The 13,214-nt window shown below is 70.1% G+C and carries 13 protein-coding genes and 1 pseudogene; 4 read left to right on the top strand and 10 right to left on the bottom strand.

Annotated elements, in window-relative coordinates; genetic code table 11:
• Positions 1-8 precede the first annotated feature (8 nt).
• Together OHA17_RS38010 and OHA17_RS38005 are read left to right on the top strand one after the other, a co-directional pair.
• A pseudogene (locus OHA17_RS38010) lies at positions 9-610 on the top strand (TetR/AcrR family transcriptional regulator).
• A gap of 135 nt (positions 611-745) precedes the next feature.
• Entirely contained in the window at positions 746-1,663 is a 918-nt protein-coding gene (locus tag OHA17_RS38005; protein WP_406510323.1) for an endo-beta-N-acetylglucosaminidase H, read from the top strand.
• A gap of 76 nt (positions 1,664-1,739) precedes the next feature.
• Here OHA17_RS38005 and OHA17_RS38000 read toward each other — a convergent pair whose 3' ends face one another.
• Positions 1,740-2,390 (bottom strand): class I SAM-dependent methyltransferase, encoded by a 651-nt coding sequence (locus tag OHA17_RS38000; protein WP_406510322.1) that lies wholly within the window; start codon positions 2,388-2,390, stop codon positions 1,740-1,742.
• A 115-nt stretch (positions 2,391-2,505) separates the two neighbouring features.
• Between OHA17_RS38000 and OHA17_RS37995 the strand changes: the two genes are divergently transcribed.
• Entirely contained in the window at positions 2,506-3,087 is a 582-nt protein-coding gene (locus tag OHA17_RS37995) for a helix-turn-helix domain-containing protein (RefSeq protein ID WP_406510321.1), read from the top strand.
• A gap of 51 nt (positions 3,088-3,138) precedes the next feature.
• Here the strand turns inward: OHA17_RS37995 and OHA17_RS37990 are convergent, their stop codons facing one another.
• Positions 3,139-4,050, bottom strand: coding sequence for an alpha/beta fold hydrolase (locus OHA17_RS37990; protein WP_406510320.1), 912 nt, complete (start codon positions 4,048-4,050; stop codon positions 3,139-3,141).
• A 41-nt stretch (positions 4,051-4,091) separates the two neighbouring features.
• On the opposite strand from OHA17_RS37990, the gene OHA17_RS37985 reads away from it, so the two are divergent.
• Positions 4,092-4,706 carry a TetR/AcrR family transcriptional regulator gene (locus tag OHA17_RS37985; protein WP_406510319.1) on the top strand — a complete coding sequence of 205 codons (615 nt, stop codon included), beginning with the start codon at positions 4,092-4,094 and terminating at the stop codon, positions 4,704-4,706.
• On the opposite strand, the gene OHA17_RS37980 is transcribed toward OHA17_RS37985, so the two are convergent.
• The 8 genes from OHA17_RS37980 to OHA17_RS37945 form a co-directional block, all read right to left on the bottom strand.
• Positions 4,693-5,130, bottom strand: a complete 438-nt coding sequence (locus OHA17_RS37980; protein ID WP_406510318.1) for a cytidine deaminase — start codon at positions 5,128-5,130, stop codon at positions 4,693-4,695. The two genes, OHA17_RS37985 and OHA17_RS37980, sit on opposite strands and share 14 nt — an antisense overlap.
• Positions 5,131-5,207: 77 nt before the next feature.
• Positions 5,208-6,071: a PaaX family transcriptional regulator C-terminal domain-containing protein gene (locus OHA17_RS37975; protein WP_406510317.1), complete on the bottom strand. Its 864-nt coding sequence runs from the start codon at positions 6,069-6,071 to the stop codon at positions 5,208-5,210.
• Between the two features lie 81 nt (positions 6,072-6,152).
• Positions 6,153-6,896 carry an Asp/Glu racemase gene (locus OHA17_RS37970; protein ID WP_406510923.1) on the bottom strand — a complete coding sequence of 248 codons (744 nt, stop codon included), beginning with the start codon at positions 6,894-6,896 and terminating at the stop codon, positions 6,153-6,155.
• 85 nt (positions 6,897-6,981) lie between these two features.
• Entirely contained in the window at positions 6,982-7,887 is a 906-nt protein-coding gene (locus tag OHA17_RS37965; protein ID WP_406510316.1) for a fumarylacetoacetate hydrolase family protein, read from the bottom strand.
• Between the two features lie 158 nt (positions 7,888-8,045).
• Positions 8,046-9,158, bottom strand: a complete 1,113-nt coding sequence (locus tag OHA17_RS37960; protein WP_406510315.1) for a cupin domain-containing protein — start codon at positions 9,156-9,158, stop codon at positions 8,046-8,048.
• The gene (locus OHA17_RS37955) at positions 9,155-10,195 is read right to left on the bottom strand and encodes a carbon-nitrogen hydrolase family protein (protein ID WP_406510314.1); all 1,041 of its coding nucleotides are present in this window, start codon (positions 10,193-10,195) and stop codon (positions 9,155-9,157) included. The genes OHA17_RS37960 and OHA17_RS37955 overlap by 4 nt, the downstream gene beginning before the upstream one ends.
• Before the next feature lie 13 nt (positions 10,196-10,208).
• The gene (locus OHA17_RS37950) at positions 10,209-12,596 is read right to left on the bottom strand and encodes an FAD-dependent monooxygenase (protein ID WP_406510313.1); all 2,388 of its coding nucleotides are present in this window, start codon (positions 12,594-12,596) and stop codon (positions 10,209-10,211) included.
• 87 nt (positions 12,597-12,683) lie between these two features.
• Positions 12,684-13,157, bottom strand: coding sequence for an acyl-CoA thioesterase (locus OHA17_RS37945; protein ID WP_406510312.1), 474 nt, complete (start codon positions 13,155-13,157; stop codon positions 12,684-12,686).
• Between the last annotated feature and the right edge of the window lie 57 nt (positions 13,158-13,214).

Raw genomic sequence — 13,214 nt, 5'->3', positions numbered from 1 at the left:
AAGTTGACGTGCGGGAGGCGGCGCGCGCCCGAGACGGCACCGGGTTGCCCGCTCCCCTGGACACGGCACGTCTGGCCACCGGCGCCGGGGCGATCTACTGGCATGTCACTAACAAGAACGACCTGCTCGCGGCCGCCACCGACGACGTCATCGGCCGCGTCATGACCGACGTGGCCGGTGGGTCGGAGCCTCGGGAGGCGATCCGGGCCATCGCCCGCGGGGTGTTCGACGCGATCGACGCGCACCCTTGGGTGGGCACCCAACTCGCGTGCGAGCCTTGGCAGTCTGCTCTGCTGCAGATCTTCGAAGGCATCGGCGGGCAGCTCCAGGCGCTCGGCGTTCCCGAACGCTCGCAGTTCGACTCCGCGTCGGTGCTCCTGAACTACGTTCTCGGCGTCGCCGGGCAGAACGCCGCGAACGCCCGCATCATCGCGCCCGAGACGGATCGCACGGCGTTCCTCACCGCCGTCGCCGCACGGGGGCCCAACTCGACCCCGCGCAGTACCCGTTCATGCGCCACGTGGCGACGCAGCTGCCCGAGCACGACGACCGCGAGCAGTTCCTCGCCGGCATCGACCTCATCCTGACGGGGATCACCACCACCCGATAGGGGTCCCTTATCGAATTCCGCCCCCGCCGCGCCGACCGCTGCCGCACGCTTCCCCTGGCAGGTTTGGCATGAGCCTGCCACTCTTCCTGCGAATGGGTTCATGAGGCAAGTCCACGCGACAGGAGGCTGATGAACATGCGCATATTCGGTTGGGGCAGAGTGCGGACGGCCGCACTCGCGCTCCTGGCGGCAGCGGCCCTGGCGGGCGGCGCGACTGCGACCACTCCCGCAGCCGCGGCCGCGCAGGCCGCCAAGAAGGGGCCGACCTCGGTGGCCTACATCGAGGTGAACAGCAACAGCATGCTCAACGCCGGCAAGTACACGCTGGCCAACGGCGGCGGCAACGTATTCGACATTGCCGTCATTTTCGCGGCCAACATCAACTACGACACCACGAAGAAGTCGGCGTACCTGTACTTCAACGACAACGTGCAACGCGTCCTCGACAACGCGCAGACCCAGATCCGCCCGCTGCAGGCCAAGGGCATCAAGGTCATGCTGTCCGTACTCGGCAACCATCAAGGTGCGGGCTTCGCCAACTTCCCCTCCAAGACGGCGGCCACGGCGTTCGCCAAGCAACTGTCCGACGCCGTCACCAAGTACGGCCTTGACGGCATCGACTTCGACGACGAGTACGCCGAGTACGGCAACAACGGCACCGGCCAGCCCAACAGCAGCTCGTTCGTCTACCTGGTCTCCGCGTTGCGCGACAGCATGCCCGGCAAACTCATCTCCCTGTACAACATCGGCCCCGCGGCGTCGCGACTGTCCTACGGCGGCGTGAACATCTCGTCGAAGTTCAACTACGCCTGGAACCCGTACTACGGCACCTGGGGCGTCCCGGGCATCGCCCTGCCCAAGTCGGCCCTGTCGCCCGCCGCCATCGACATCACAGCGACGCCCACGAGCACCGCGGCGAGCCTCGCCCAGCGCACGGTCAGCGAAGGCTACGGCGTGTACCTCACCTACAACCTGGACGGCTCCGACCGACACACCTACATTTCGAGCTTCACCCAGCAGTTGTACGGAAGCGGCGCCGTCTACACCCCGTAAGGGCGCAGGTCGGCCGCCAACTTCCCTGGTTTCCAAGTGACTTGGGAATCAGCGACCGGTCGTGCCGTCGGTCAGTTCAGCGCCGACCTCGGCGGACGAGCAGGACATGGTCGGTGACCTCGGCGGTCTGCCCGTCCGGTCCGGTGGCGATCCGGCGGGGTGACTCGGCCCGCTCGACCGTCCACGTCGCCGAGTCCAGATCGATGCCCGCGGCGACCTCCGCGGGGGTCGGGTAGTGGACGTCGGGATCCTGGTTCCACGACCACGGCGCGGTCGAGCCATGGTCGACGACCAGCAACTGCCCGCCCACCCGCAGCGCGTGCGCGGCCCTGCGCAGGACGGTTGCCCTGTCCAGGTCGAAGGGGGTGTGCAGGTAGTGGGCGCAGATCAGGTCGAACTCGCCCTGCGGGAAGGAGTCGTGCAGGTCAGGCTGTACGGCCAGGTCATGTTGTACGGAGGTGAGCCGGTCGCCCAGGCCGTGTGAGCGGGCAAGCCCGGCGAGCCGCTCGACCGCCACGGCCGAGATGTCGACGGCGGTGACATGCCACCCCTGCCGGGCGAGCCACAATGCGTCGCCGCCGTTGCCGCAGCCGAGGTCCAGCGCGTCGCCCGGCGGCAGGCTCGTGACCGTTTCGGTGAGGCGGACGTTCGGCCGTGGATCGGTGGCCGCCGGCCGGGCCGCATAGACGTCTTGCCAGTACGTGACCGCATCGGTGGTGCTGCTCATCGAGGTGCTCCTTCAGTCGGAACGTTTGGTCGGGACGTTTGGTCGGGATGCGCTCAGTCTTGCCGGGCTCACCGCGACCTGGCACGGAAACTTGCGGTTCTGGCAAGCTGGTCGTGTGGACCGTGGGACGGAAGACGTGCTCGACGCGGTGGGGCCCCGACTGCGTGCGCTGCGCCGCGACCGCGGCATGACCCTCGCCGACCTCGCGGCGACGACCGGGGTTTCGGAGAGCACCCTGTCCCGCTTGGAGAGCGGGCAGCGCCGGGCGACCTTGGAGTTGCTGCTGCCGCTGGCCCGGATCTACGACGTTCCGCTGGACGACCTCGTCGGTGCCCCGCGCACGGGCGACCCCCGGATTCATCTGAAGCCGATCCAGCGGTTCGGGTCGGTCTTCGTTCCGTTGTCCCGACGGCCGGGCGGGGTGCACGCGTTCAAGATGATCATCCCGGCTCGGCCGGAGCCGCTCGCACCGACCCCGCAGACGCACGAAGGCTTCGAGTGGCTGTATGTGCTCAATGGGCGGCTACGGCTCCTACTGGGCGAGCGCGACCTGACGTTGGCGCCGGGTGAGGCAGCCGAGTTCGACACGTCCATGCCGCACTGGCTGGGCAGCGCGGACGGCGCCGCGGTCGAGCTCCTCATCCTGTTCGGCCTGCAAGGGGTGCGTGCGCACGTGCGCACCGGGCCACATCCGTAGCCTCGCGGGGGCGGCCGTGCGACGCACTCAAGTGCCGCGAGCCCTGCGCCGTCAGCCTGTCAGGAAGGCGCGCAGCGCGGTGATCAGCGCCGCTGGATTGTCCTCCTGCACGTTGTGTCCCGCGCCCGGCACCACCACGAGTTCGCCGTCGGGAATGCGCCCCACCAGGCGTTCGGCGGTGGACTGCGGCAGCACCCTGCTTCGCCCGCCGCGTACGAGCAGTACTGGAAGGCCCGTGAGGTGCGCGGCGAGGTGTTCGATGGCGGCGAGGATCGCGGGGAAGTCGGGCGGTCGCGGATCGCCCTTCGGCACCCAATCGCCGTTGGGCACACGGCGGAACAGGGTGTTCATGCGATAGGCGACGCTCGCGCGGTCGGCCCGGGGATTGACCCGCATCGCGGCATCCACGACCGCGTCGAGTTCGGCGACCGGGCCGAGTCCGGTCATGAAGGCCCGCATCCTTCCGGTGCTCTCGAAGTCGACGCCGGGTGCGACATCGATCAGCGCCAGCCGCTCGACGCGACCGGGGTACGCGTCGGCGACATGGGCGGCGACCACGCCTCCGAGCGACATGCCGACCAGTCGCACCCGGCCGAAGCCGAGGTGATCGGCCGCGGCGACGACGTCCTCGGCCATCGTGGCGATGCGGTAGTCGTCGGACCAGTCGCTGTCGCCGTGGCCGCGCAGGTCCAGTGCGACGAGCCGCGCGACGCCGCGCAGGCCGAGGCAGACGAAGTCCCAGGTGTGCGCGCTCAGTCCACCGCCGTGCAAGAGGATCACCGGGGGTCCCGTTCCGCCCCAGTCGAATCCGTGCAACCGGCAGCCCGCGCGGGAGTGGAAGATCTCGGACGGCGGTGCCGGATCGTGGATCCGGACCCCCAGGGACACCGCCAGCTCGGTCATCGACAAGGCCGTGCTCTGCCCGTCCATCGCGACACCCACCCTCTTACCTTGGCTCTCCAAGGTAAGCCTCCTGCCTTGACGGGTCAAGGTAAGGTTGGGGCGTGGCCAACCGCGTACGACGCACACCCGATGAGGCCAAGCGACTGATCCTGGAAGCCGCGGGCAGACTGCTCGCCGCGGGCGGTCCCGCGGCCGTGCAGGTGCGGGCCGTGGCCGCCGAGATCGGGGTGTCCGATGCCGCGGTCAACCACCACTTCGGCACCCGCGAACAGTTGCTGTCGGCGCTCCTGCGCTTCGGCGGGGCCAAGCTCAAGGCTCAACTGCACGCCGTCCTGGGCAAGTTGACCGAGGGTCCGGCCGACCCTGCCGAACTCGTACGCGTGCTGGCCGCGCTCTACGCCGACGGCTACGCCGAACTGGCCCTCGCGCTGCATCAGTCGGGCTGGCGGGACACCGGAAGCGGCATGCTCGACGAGATCGTGGACCGCCTGCACACACAGGCGCTGGCCGACTGCGCGGCCACCGACCGGACCCCGCCCACCCGTGGGGCGATCCAGCTGACGGTGGCCGCGCTGCATCAGGCCGTTGCGACGGAACCCCTGTTCGGCGGCGAATTCCGCCGAAGCGCGGGCCTTGACGCGGCCGCGCGCGACCGCATGCTCGACTGGTGGACCGAGACCCTGCGCGCGACCGTTGCCGGTGTCAGCTCGCGCTGAGCGGAGTGGCCGGCCCGGCGTCCAGTTGGTGGTCGGCCCAGACGTAGCTTTCCGGGAGCAGGTCGGTGATGGAGACGGTTCGGAGCCGATCGCCCGATCCGACGATGACCTTCAGGGCCGGGAAGTAGTCGAGCAGGACTTGGCGGCACCGGCCGCAGGGGGAAACGACCCCCCGGTCACGGTCCCCCACGGCGACGATCGTGTCCAGCTCGTACGCGCCCTGGGCGGCCGCCGTGCCGATGACGACCAGCTCGGCGCAGGGGCCGCCGGTGAAGTGGTAGGCGTTCACCGCCGTGACGATCCGGCCGTCCCGGGCACGGGCCGCGGCCGCCATGGTGTGGTTGTCGCCGCGGCACCGAGTACGCGCGACGTGGGCCGCGGCCTCGATGAGTTCGTGGTCGACCGGCTGGGGACGTGTCGTCATGTTCTTGCCTTAGTACGGGGTCGGGGGGCGGACAGCCAACAAGTCCCGGTGGCGGGACACCGGGGCCGTTGCGCGCTTCAGGAAGCAGTTCCTGAGGGTGTGCCGTCCATGGCCGGCGGCTCGTCGAGGCCGGTCACCGTCCGCACATGGCGCAGGCTCGGTCCGGCGAGGGCGGCGCGCAGCTGCTGGAAGAGCTGACGTGCGGCGATCGCGTTCCAGTCGTCGGGCAGGAGCTCCTTCGGCAGCCCCGGGTCCAGGTACGGGAGGCGGCGCCACTGGGTCAGCAGCGGGACGTAGTGACGGAAGGCCTCCGTGTCATCGAGGTCTTCCTCTTGGGTCAGGCGCTGCGCCACCGGCCCGTAGGTGTCGGTGAACGCGGCGTACTGGGCCTGGATCGCCGGGAAGTCCCACCAGGAGCTCACCGACGCACGCAGGTCGCTGAAGGCCGCGTACTGCGAGGTGAAGAGGTGCGCGTACTCGCTCAGTCCGAGCCGGACCAGCGCTCCGCGGGCGTCGTCGAGCAGGCGCCCGGGAGCCAGCCACACCCCGGGTGCCATGTTCCCGAACCCGAGCCATGTCAGTCGGGTGCGGAGCTGGTAGCGGTACGCGCGCTCGGACTCCGGTACCGAGAAGACCGCCATCACCCAGCCGTCGGCCAGGTCCGCCGGTTCCAGGCTGCCGAAGATGCGACGGTCGCCCTCGTCGAAGACCTCGTGCACGGCGGGGCTGAGCCGGTAGCCGTTGACGCCCCGCCGTTCGGGTTCGAGGATGCCCCGCTTCTTCAGGCGGGAGATCGCCGAGCGCACGGCCGGGCCCTCCACGTCGAGCTCGCCCATCACAACGATCAGGTCGGCGATGGAGATCCATCCGCCGAGCCCGCGCAGAAACGCCCCGTAGACCGTGTTGATCAACGAGCTGGGCCTGAGGAGACTGTCCGACATGATCGCCTTCCGTGGTGTGCGGTGGCGATCCTATCGAGCAACCGGCCCTGCCCGCCGGGCCGGTCGGCCGGAGCCGTACGGTCAGTCAGCGGTGGCCACCGCCCCCGGGGCCCACGGCGTCTCGGCGTACGCGCCCGACAGCAGGTGGCCGGCACCGGGTGCCACGGCCGGCAGGCCGAGCGCGCGCAGCATCTGGTGCGCGGTGCAGATCGCGGCGGAGACGACCGGCTTCCCGAGCAGTTGCTCGGCCTCCTCGACGGCGCCGAGCGAAGGCATCTGCACGCAGGCCGAGAGGACCACGACGTCCGCGTCGGAGTACTGAAGTGCCTTGGCGATACCGGGCAGTTGGGCCGGGTCGTGTGCGGCGACGTCGAGGTTGTCGGGGATCTCCAGCGCCTCGTAGTCGAGCACCTCGATGCCTTCGTGGGTCAGGTACTCCACCACCGTCCGCGTCAGCGGCCGCAGGTACGGGGCGATGAGCGCGATCTTGCCCGCGCCGAGGGTGTGCAGGCCATGAACGAGGGCGCCGGCACTGGTGACGACGGGGGCCGGGGCCTTGTTCTCGACCGTGCGGGTGTGCAGGCGCTCCTCGGACGTTCGGTGGTAGCCGAGACCCATGCTCATGATGGCGACGAGGCAGGCGTAGCCGAGGACGTCCACGCGGGCGTCGGAGAGTTCGACGGCGCAGCGGTCGGAGTCGGCGTCCATCGCCTTGAGCTGCTCGGGGGTGACATGGGTCATGCGCATCCGGCTGGAGTGGAAGGTGAACCGCTCGGGCGCGACGCTCTCCCGCGCGCGCAGGATGGCCGGTATCTCGGTTTCCATCGTGACGTTGGAGCTGGGCACGATCTGCCCGATCCGGTAGGTGCGGTGGGACACGGGGGCTCCTGGGCCTGGTCTGGGTGGGCGTTCAGCGGGCGTCGACGACGGGGTTGGTGAGGGTGCCGATGCCTTCGACGGTGGCTTCGACGAGGTCGCCGGGGGTGAGGAATTCCGGGGGCACCATGCCCGCGCCGACGCCGGAGGGTGACCCGGTGGCGATGACGTCGCCGGGCTCCAGGGTCACGCCCGAGCTGATGTCGGCGATGAGGCGGGCGATCGGGAAGAGCATGTGCCGGGTGTTGGACTTCTGCTTCGTCACCCCGTTGACCCGCAGCGAAAGGTCGAGTGTCATCGGGTCTGCGATGTCGTCCGCAGTGACGACCGCGGGGCCGAAGGGGGCGTAGGAGTCCTGTCCCTTGGAGAAGAACCACTGGCCGGAGCGGCGCTGGTCGCGGGCGCTGATGTCGTTGACGATGCTGTAGCCGAAGACGTGGTCGTACGCGTCCTGTTCGCTGACGCGGAACGCGGTGCGGCCGATGACGACGGCGAGTTCGCACTCCCAGTCGAGCTGGGCGGTCAGGTCGGCGTTGTGCAGGATGGGCTGCCCGGGTCCGGTCACCGCGGTGGCGGGCTTGCTGAACAGCACCGGGCGCGGCGGCAGTTCCTTGTCGGTGTCCAGGCTGCGGCTGGACTCCTCGACGTGCTCGACGTAGTTCAGGCCGACACCGATGATCTTCCCCGGGCGCAGCGGGGCGCGCAGCGAGACGTCGCCGAGCCGGTGTCGTACCCCCGTCGGCCAGGTGGTCCCGTCCCCGGCGAGCAGGCGCTGGGCGGTCTCCTGGGCGGCGGGCCCTGCCTGGATGAAGGACAGCAGGTCGTGGGGCAGTTCGGTGCCGTGGTGGGCGGCCAGTGCGGCGAGGTCGATCACGTGGTCGTCGAGTTGGGCGCCCAGGCGGGCGGAGGTGCCGTCGACGGTGTAGGTCACCAGTCGCATGTGAACTCCTATATGGATAGCGGGAGTTGGTGGCCCCGGGAGACCCGGGAGCGGGTCGTGCGGGGCGGGTTCGACCCGCTCCCGGGGGCGCCTCCGCGCCGGTAACCGGTGTCAGGGCCGGCGGTCGCGGCGCGGAGGCGGGTCTGATGTCCCGCGGTCTACGCGGTGGGCTGGTGTCCGCCGTTGTCGGTGTAGGCCTCTTCGCGGTAGAAGCCGAGGGAGCGCATCACGGGGAAGTCGTTGAAGGAGAACAGGCAGGCGTCGTCGTCCTGGTCGAGGTTGTGGTGCTCGTGCCAGGCCCAGGAGGGGACGCAGAAGATGTCGCCCTGCTGCCAGGTGAGGCGTTGTCCGGCGACGACCGAATACCCGTGGCCCTTGGCGGCCGTGTAGATGACCGATCCGGTGTGGCGGTGGGCCTGGGTGGCCTGGCCGGGCCTGAGCAGTTGCATGTGGGCGCCCATGGTGGGCATGACGGATCCCCCGGTGACCGGGTTGGTGTACTCGGCGATCACGCCGTCGTAGGGCGAGCCCTCCGTCGCCCGGGCAAGGTTGCGCAGCGACTCGTACGTCTGCTCCCACGGGTAGGCGAGCAGCGGCGAGTAGGGTCGGGTCCACTTCTCGGCGCCGTACGGCAGCAGGTTGGCGCCGTAGCTGAGCACGGAGGGGTTGATCACCTTTCCGGGCTGCTGGTACAGGTCCGGGTGGACTTCGTAGAATCCCGCGTCGTGGGCGTTGACGAGGGGTATGTCGAGGCCGTCCTGCCAGATGACGGGGGCCTCGTCGGAGTCGTTGCCGTGTTCGTGCCAGGTGCCGTTGGGTGTGATGGCGAAGTCGCGCGGGCCGACCTTGAGTTTCTGTCCGTCGACGATGGTCCAGGCGCCGGTTCCCTCGTGGACGAAGCGGAGGGCCGCGGCCTGGTGGCGGTGGGCGGTCATGGCCTCGCCGGGCCCCATGATCTGGAGGCCGGTGTAGAGGAGCCCGACGGCGGCGCTCACGTCCTTGCGGCCGGGATTGACGAGCATGACCACCCGGCGGCCCGCGTCATCGGCCTTGACCAGGTCGAGGGCCTTGCGCACCAGAGGCCGGATCTCGCGGTAACGCCACAGGACGGGCACGGACTTCGGCTGGGGGTACCAGGGTTCGATGTCGTTGGCGACGGTCCACAGGGCCCCCGCCTCCAGCTGGGCGAGTTCGTCGTAATACGCGGTGAGTTCGGGGGTGTCGGACACGCGTGCCCGGCCCAGTCGCTCGTCGTCGTACTCGGTGGTCATGACTCCTCCTGCGGGTTGCCGGTGCTGTCGGTGGACAGGGGCGCGACGGTGGGTGCGGCATCGAGGGACCCGGGTGGTGTCGCGAACGTCACGGGGGTGCGCGGGGTGTTGTCGACGTGCAACCGGAACACGTCGAAGCGGTTGTAGTGGCCGAGGATGTCGTGCATCTGCTTGGGCTGGACACACTTGGCCAGGTCGATGTCGGCGTAGACGATGCCCTCGTCGTCGATGAGCGGGTCGGTGACGGGCCGGCCGTCGGGGCCGAAGATCCCGGACAGGGCGCTGCGCGGACGCGCGAGCATGCGCCGTACGTCCTCGTCGTCACCGGCGACGGTGTCCACGATCTCGGGCGAGATGGTGGAACAGGCCACCACGGAGAACACCTTGCCCTCGAAGCAATGGGCTGCGGTGCGTACGGCGATGGCGTCCGCCATGTCGTAGTCATCGGGGGCGACGGGCAGTGCGATGTAACTCGCCGCGTGGACCAGCTCTCCCTGGGCGAGCAGGGTGAACCGGGCGAGCGTGTTGGTGTTCTCTCCGCAGGCAAGCACACCCAGCGGCCCGACGGGAGTCTGGTGGACCCTGAGCGAACTGCCGTCCCCGCCGGTCCAGGTGAGCTTCTCGGCCCAGGTGGGGACGAGTTTGCGGTGCACGCCGAGCAGTTCGCCGTCCTGCCCGATGGTGAGCATCGTGTTGTAGAGGATGCCGAGGCTGTACGGGCTGCGTTCGTTGACCCCGATGACGAGGACGACGCCGTACTGGCGGGCCGCCGCGCGCAGGGCGTCCACCTGCGGCCCGGGGATGTCGACGGACGCCCGTTGGAGGCGCTCGAACCACGGGGAGCCCTGGACCGGCGTCATGGTCCAGTTCCAGTACGGGTAGCCGGGCACGAATACCTCGGGGAACACGACGAGTTCGGCGCCGTTGGCGGCGGCCTCGGCCACCAGGGCCACGGCCTTGTCGACCGTGGCCGCCGGATCGAGGAAGACGGGCGAGGACTGCACGGCGGCGGCCTTGAAGCGGGGCAGTTTCTCCATGGGTTCCTCCATGTCACGGGGCCGTCGTGGCAGCGGCCGGCCGTGGCAGCCAGCGCTGGTGTACGGGGGTGTCGATCGTCCGGAGCAGGTGGAGGCGGGGCGGGATGCGGTCGGTGCGGGCGCCCGGTTGCCGGGCGCTGCCCGCCTTCCACTGCGCGGGCCAGGGAGCTCCGGGTCCGGTGTAGTTCTGCGCCGCGGCGGCGTGCAACGTCCACAGCGGGTCGTGGAGCTGGGCCCGGCCGACGGCGCACAGGTCGGCCCGGCCGGCCAGGATGATCGAGTTGACGTCGTCGTACGTGGAGATGGCGCCGACGGCGATGGTGGGGATCCCGGTGGCGTTGCGGATCAGGTCGGCGTAGGGCGTCTGGTAGCTGCGGCCGTACCTTGGCCGCTCGTGGGCGACGACCTCGCCCGTGGACACGTCGATCGCGTCCGCTCCCCCGTCCGCCAGCGCGCGGCACAGCTCGACGACGTCCGCCTCACCGATGCCTCCCTCGGCCCAGTCGGCCGCCGAGATCCGCACGATCAGCGCCTTGCCATCGGGCCACACCGCGCGGACCGCCCGCAGCACTTCGAGGGGGAAGCGCAGCCGCCCGGCCAGTTCGCCTCCGTACGCGTCGGTGCGGAGATTGGTCAGCGGCGACAGGAATCCTGACATCAACTGGCCGTGCCCGTACTGGAGTTGAAGGGCGTCGAATCCCGCGCGGTCGGCCCGGCGGGCCGCTTCGACGAAGTTCTGGACGACGGTGTCCATGTCCTCGCGGGTCGCTTCGCGCGGGGTGGTGCTCGCCGCGTCCCAGGCGAGCGGGGAGGCGGCGATCAGCGGCCATCCGCTTTCGCCTTCGCCTTCGCCTTCGCCGAGCGGGACGGACGTCCCGTCCGCGCGCGGGGGGCTGGTGGCGGCGCGGCGCCCCGCGTGGGTGAGCTGGACGCCCAGGCAGGTGTCCGACTGCCGGTGGACGAAGTCGGTGATCCGCCGCCAGGCCGCTTCCTGTTCGTCGGTATAGAGGCCTGGGCAGCCGAGGGTGGCCCGGCCGTCGGCGCTGACGGCCGTCATGCCCGCGATGACCAGTGCCGAGCCGCCGAGCGCCTGAGTGCTCAGGTGCAGGAGGTCGAAGTCGCCGGGCACGCCGTCCACGGCGGCGTACAGGGCGGTCGGCGGGACGACGACGCGGTTGCGCAGCCGCAGGCCGCCGAGGCGGGAGGGCCTGAACATCGGTGGCGTGGCGGCGTCGCCCACCCCCTCCGCGGCGTGCCACCCAGCCACGGCATCGGTGAACCGCTGGTCACGGACGCGCAGGTTGTCGTACGTGACGCGGCGGCTGCGGGTCAGCAGGTTGAAGGCGAACTGCGGGGCCTCCTGCCCGGTGTAGCGGCCGACGTTCTCGAACCATTCGAGGCTGGCCTGCGCCGCGCGCTGGGTGGACTCCACGACCGGCTTGCGTTCGGCCTCGTACGCGGCGAGCGCGGCGGGCACATCGGGGTGCTCGTGGAGGCATGCCGCGAGGGCCAGTGCGTCCTCCATCGCGAGCTTGGTGCCGGAGCCTATGGAGAAGTGGGCGGTGTGGGCGGCGTCCCCGAGCAGCACCACGTTGTCGTGGCGCCATGTCGTGTTGCGGACCGTGGTGAACCGGATCCACTTGGAGCCGTTGGGAATCAGCCGGTGGCCGTCGAGATGGCCGACGAGCAGCTCCTCGCACCGGCGGATGCTGGCGTCGTCGCTGGTTCCGGGCGGGAAGTCACGGTCGGCGAACTCCTCGAATCCCGCGCGCCGCCAGGAGTCCTCGTCCATCTCGACGATGAACGTGCTGCGCGCGGCGTCGAACGGATAGGCGTGGACCTGGAGCGTCCCGAAGTCGCCTTCGGCGACGATGAAGGTGAAGGCCTCGAAGACCTTGTCCGTGGCCAGCCACATGTAACGGCAGTGCCGCTCGTCGAGGTCCGCGGTGAAGGTGTCCGCGTAGGCCGCGCGCGTCGCCGACCGCACGCCGTCGCTCGCCACCACCAGGTCGTATTCGGCGGCCAGTTGGCCGGCGGGCGGGGCCTGGGTGCGGTACCGGACGTCCACCTGAAGTGCGGCGCACCGCCCCTGCAGGATCCGCAGCAGGCGCTTGCGCCCCAGGGCCGCGAAGCCGTGGCCGCCGGAGGTGAGCACCTGGCCCCGGTAGCGGACGTCGATGTCGCTCCAGCGGGCGAACTCCGCGGACATCGCCGCGAAGATCTCCGGGTCGGCCTGCGCGATGCCGTCGAGGGTCTCGTCGGAGAACACCACGCCGAATCCGAAGGTGCCGTCGGCCGCGTTGCGCTCCCAGACCGTTATCTCCCAGCTCGGCGAGAGCTGCTTGGCCAGGGCCGCGAAGTACAGCCCGCCGGGCCCTCCACCGATGACCGCTACACGCACGGCGTCCTCCTCGTGGTTCCAGAAACAACGTATGGCGTCATTCCTGCGATCGTCAAGAAAACTATATAAAGATGTGAACTGCCCACCTCAGGTGAGGAGTTCGGGGACCTGGGGACCGGCCTTGACCAGGAGTTCACGCACTTCGTCCGGCCAGGGCGTGGATCCGCTCGCCCGCGCGGCCGAGTGGGCGATCGCCATGCGACCCGTGGCCGCGGCCTCCTCGCCCCGGCCGTGGACCGTGAAGGCGTACCGCAGGGAGGAGGTGCCGACCCGGTCGACGCGCAGCTCGATGCGGACGAGGTCCCCGAACCACAGCCGGGCGCGGTAGTCGGCCTCGAAGTGGACGCGCGGCGTGCTCCCGAAGAGGTGGGCCAGACCCAGGCGCCGCAGCAGGACGGCCTCGGCCGCCTCGACCCAGCGCACGACGGTGGAGTGGTGGTAGTGGCCGGCGGCATCGGTGTCGGGCCACTCGACGCGCCGCTCGATGACGACGCTGGGCAGATTCGTCTCTTGGGCTTGCGGGATTCCGGCGGCGCAGCCGTCGTCCGGTGGGGTGTCCATCAGGGTGCCTTTCGTCGGGACATGCGGCACTCAGGCCGGGAGGTGGTGTGGTGGCGA

This window comes from Streptomyces sp. NBC_00212 (genome assembly GCF_045206365.1).
Classification (GTDB): Bacteria; Actinomycetota; Actinomycetes; order Streptomycetales; family Streptomycetaceae; genus Streptomyces.
Note: the sequence above shows the minus strand (reverse complement) of the source record. Positions and strands in the feature narration are given on the sequence as shown.

What these genes read in the sequence shown, in the direction of transcription:
- OHA17_RS38005 (WP_406510323.1), top strand. Translation starts at nt 746, where the DNA reads ATGCGCATATTCGGTTGGGGCAGAGTGCGGACGGCCGCACTCGCGCTC.
- OHA17_RS38000 (WP_406510322.1), bottom strand. Translation starts at nt 2,390, where the DNA reads ATGAGCAGCACCACCGATGCGGTCACGTACTGGCAAGACGTCTATGCG.
- OHA17_RS37980 (WP_406510318.1), bottom strand. Translation starts at nt 5,130, where the DNA reads ATGACGACACGTCCCCAGCCGGTCGACCACGAACTCATCGAGGCCGCG.
- OHA17_RS37975 (WP_406510317.1), bottom strand. Translation starts at nt 6,071, where the DNA reads ATGTCGGACAGTCTCCTCAGGCCCAGCTCGTTGATCAACACGGTCTAC.
- OHA17_RS37970 (WP_406510923.1), bottom strand. Translation starts at nt 6,896, where the DNA reads ATGGAAACCGAGATACCGGCCATCCTGCGCGCGCGGGAGAGCGTCGCG.
- OHA17_RS37965 (WP_406510316.1), bottom strand. Translation starts at nt 7,887, where the DNA reads ATGCGACTGGTGACCTACACCGTCGACGGCACCTCCGCCCGCCTGGGC.
- OHA17_RS37960 (WP_406510315.1), bottom strand. Translation starts at nt 9,158, where the DNA reads ATGACCACCGAGTACGACGACGAGCGACTGGGCCGGGCACGCGTGTCC.
- OHA17_RS37955 (WP_406510314.1), bottom strand. Translation starts at nt 10,195, where the DNA reads ATGGAGAAACTGCCCCGCTTCAAGGCCGCCGCCGTGCAGTCCTCGCCC.
- OHA17_RS37945 (WP_406510312.1), bottom strand. Translation starts at nt 13,157, where the DNA reads ATGGACACCCCACCGGACGACGGCTGCGCCGCCGGAATCCCGCAAGCC.